The sequence below is a fragment of the Acidobacteriota bacterium genome (assembly GCA_040754075.1).
Taxonomy (GTDB): domain Bacteria; phylum Acidobacteriota; class Blastocatellia; order UBA7656; family UBA7656; genus JBFMDH01.
The window spans coordinates 1-3,704 of sequence record JBFMDH010000066.1 but is presented as its reverse complement, the minus strand read 5'-3'; the positions used below and the strand labels follow the sequence as shown (position 1 = coordinate 3,704).

The 3,704-nt window shown below is 45.7% G+C and carries 3 protein-coding genes; all 3 read left to right on the top strand.

Annotated features, from left to right (window positions below):
• Positions 1 to 1,523, top strand: a 1,523-nt coding sequence (locus AB1757_31180) for an RHS repeat-associated core domain-containing protein (protein ID MEW6131531.1), incomplete at its 5' end; no start/stop codon positions are given.
• A 71-nt stretch (positions 1,524 to 1,594) separates the two neighbouring features.
• On the top strand, positions 1,595 to 2,218 hold the full coding sequence (locus AB1757_31175) for a hypothetical protein (protein ID MEW6131530.1): 624 nt from the start codon (positions 1,595 to 1,597) through the stop codon (positions 2,216 to 2,218).
• Positions 2,219 to 2,449: 231 nt separating this feature from the next.
• The coding region (locus AB1757_31170) for a hypothetical protein (protein ID MEW6131529.1) at positions 2,450 to 3,704 on the top strand (1,255 nt) is incomplete at its 3' end.

Here is a 3,704-nt window from a genome sequence, read left to right as displayed (position 1 = left end):
AGTTGATGTCAATCAGCGGGTCAATTAATTCTACGACCGAGAGCGCGGCGTACACCTATGACAATCTCGGCAGACTTGTTACCTCGAATCAAACGACCAATTCAGTGAGCGCGCAACGACGATTCGTCTATGACCGTTGGGGCAATCGGACATCGGTTTATGATGCCACGAGCGGCGGCAATCAGATTCAAAGTATCAGCCTCACCCAATCAGGCGGCGCGCCCAACAACCGCATTACCAGCGTCACCAGTGGTTCAACCGTGAACTATTCGTATGACGCGAACGGCAATGTGACGAACGATGGCGTTCACTCGTACACCTATGATGCCGAGAATCGCGTGGTGTCGGTGGATTCGGGAACGACGGCGACCTATGCCTACGACCAAAATAATTGTCGGGTAAAGAAAACCTTTGGTTCAAGTGTAACGCATTATGTGTGGCAAAGCGGACAAGTCTTGGCGGAACATAACGGCGCAAGCGGGGCGTTGATTGTGAACTACACTTATTTGGGCAATCGAATGTTGAACAAAACCGAGAGCGGCACGACGCACTATTTTCTTTCAGACCGAATGAGCGCCAGAGCCGTACTCGACACCAATGGCAATGTCGTTGGCAGACAAGCCCATCTGCCATTCGGTGAAGACCTCAACGTATCAGGCACGACCGACAAACACAAATTCACCAGCTATGAACGGGATAGCGAGAGCGGTAACGACTACGCCATTAACCGGCTTGATAATACGAATGTCGGAAGGTTCACCAGAGTAGACCCACTAGGCAGCAGTGGCAAGAAGCAAAATCCGCAAAGCTGGAACCGCTACGTTTATACAATGAACGACCCCATCAATATGCGCGACCCCATGGGCTTGGAAGGATTTTTGGGAATAGACCCGTTGGCAATACCTGACTCAAATCCTTGCCGTCCCTTTGGACCCGAAGTGATTTATGATGATTTCTTAGGTCCTATTGATCGCTTTACCTATTGTTTTTTATTTGGCGGTCTTATTGGTGGCGTAAGACCATCAGAACCTGGAGTATCTGAAGATGATCCCTGTAGTCAAATAACATTGACCATTCGTTTTAAAATTTTAGATAAATTAAAAGGAGACTTAGAAACTTGTGGTAGATTTCAAATCTCCATTGAAGTAAACAATGCTCCGAAAGGAGCAACATTCGGTGAGGTTACTATTTTACCAGGACCCCAATATCGACCTGATGTTGTTCGAGAGTTCGGACCTCCTGAGGGATGGGGTAATCCTTCAAGAACAACAGGTAATAGACAGCCAAATTTATTTATTGGCATTTATCAAGTGGCTAATATCCTTCCTCCTAATAGCACTGGTAATTTAGGAATTCATGTAAAAGTTGGGGTCGGAATTATTGGTCAAAATAATGAACTTGTATTATGCGGAATTGAATCTGTTAGACCTGGACATGAATCAGATTATATAGCCATTCGAGGTACTGAAAAAAATTACGTCGGTGGGTGGAAGGATTGCCCTAATCCGCCGCTTGCAAAATAAAGTTGGGAATGAAATACAGAAAATTCGTGTGTACTCTCATTAGGTTTTTAGAAAACATTATAGGAGAAAATATGAATCACTTATTAGTTATATCTTTCTTAGTATCTACTTTTTATCAATCTTCAGAGATGGTGAAAGTTACTTTTTTTCAATCCGCAGATATGCCGAAGGTTTGGCGAATCATTGTTTTCACAAAAGATCCAGCTGAAATAGTTTTTGAATATGCTTGGCAAACAATGCCTGAAAATCAACCTCTGAAAAAGTATGCAGTGGAATGTTTTATTTCAAACTTAAAATCTACTGGACTTTTTACCAATGTAAAAGTAGATCAAAAGTTAAGAAAAGATGGAAAAGGTATCGATATCAGTATTAAACCAACTTGGCATAAACATTGGAAGCAATTTATGATTGGTGAAATAGATTTTGAAGATTTTACCGAATTTGACTTAATGAAAATAAAAACAGAACTCTATAAACAAGGTTTTCACTCCGGCATTTCATTATGGAAATTTAGTCTCAGAGATATCGCCAATTTAATATATGATGCTATTTCGACAATCTACTTTTCTGATGATTCTAAGAAAAAGATAATGATTGAAAAAGCTGTTGAGAAACCTAGATTTTATTTGAAGGTTATAGGTTCTGAAAATGTAAAGCTCACTATATCCTTAAGAAGGAATAATCAATGTTCCTAATGTAAGCCGCCCCCTAAGCATGGATAGATTAAAAGTAAATTTTATAGGCGAATATTATTTGAATATACTACACTCAAAATCAATAAGTGTGCAGAGTATTGCGTGACCGGATTGATTAAACATCCTGCAAGTAATCGGCGAACTTAATAGCAAAGCAAATTATCGCTGCTCGGCAATTTTTCACTGGCATCGTTCATCGCTCGCTGATAATCTGCGACGGCGGATTGTGTGATGAGCGGCGACGCGGCGGGTTTGCACACGATGGAAAACTTAGCGACCGATTACAACACCGGTTTACTAACCAGCCAGTCGGGACCAAATGAGGCGAGCGACCCCGATAACCTGACCACGAGTTTCGAGTATGACGCGGCGCATCGCTTGACCGAAACCACCGCGCCGAGCGGAGCCACCGCGACCACGAGCTACACGGACGGCAGTTTGCAGGTGAGTCAAAGCGCCAACTACGATGATAACGGCACGGCGCGAACCGTCACCGAAACCACCGAGTATGACGGTTGGGGCAGAGTCATCAAACAGGTGAACGCCCACGGCGGACAAGTCAACACCACCTACAACGCGCTGGGACAAGTCACAAGCGTCACCAATCCGTTCCCGGCAGGCGGCACGCCGTCTTCGTATGTGACGAGTTATGTCTATGACGCATTGGGCAGAGCGACGACGGTAACTTTGCCGGATAGCAACACCATTCAAACGGCGTATTCAGGGTTGACAGTGACCGTGACCGATCAGGTGAATCGCAAAATCAAACGCGAGAGTGACAGTTTAGGCAGACTCGTCAAAGTCACCGAACAGGACGTGTCAAGCGGCACCCTCAATCAGGAGACCACCTATTCGTACAACCTGCTCGATAAACTCACCGGCGTCAATCAAGGCAATCAAACGCGGGCGTGGAAGTACGATGATTTGGGGAGACTCCTGTATGAGCGCATCCCCGAACAAACGGCTTCGATTGACGACGGCACGGGAACCTTGTGGACGGCAAAGTTCGTTTACAATCAATTCTATCAAGTCACCGCCAAGACCGATGCCCGTGGCGTGGTGACGAATTATTCATACGATGGCTTGAATCGTTTAGGGCAGGTGAGCTACAACGTCGGCTCAACGGGTGTACCGGCGACCCCGCAAGTCACGTTCAATTACGACACCACGCAAGGCAATTTGACTAACGGCTTGCTCACATCGGTGGTGGTCGGCGGCGGCAGAACGACCGATTACGAAGAGGTCTACGCTTACGATTCGCTCAATCGCGTGTCATCCGTCACCCACTGGATAGCCAACAAGAGTTACGCGACTTCGTATCAATACAATCAAGCGGGGCAAGCCGCGAAGTTGACCTATCCATCGGGCTATTATTATTTCATCAATCACGACAACAAAGGACGAGTCGTGTCACTGAGCCAGACGCAAGGGCAGAACAACGGCAGCGATTATTTGAACAATGTCAGTTACAGCATCGCCGGACAAG

Coding starts and splice junctions, on each gene's coding strand:
- AB1757_31175 (MEW6131530.1), top strand. CDS start 1,595: ATGAATCACTTATTAGTTATATCTTTCTTAGTATCTACTTTTTATCAA.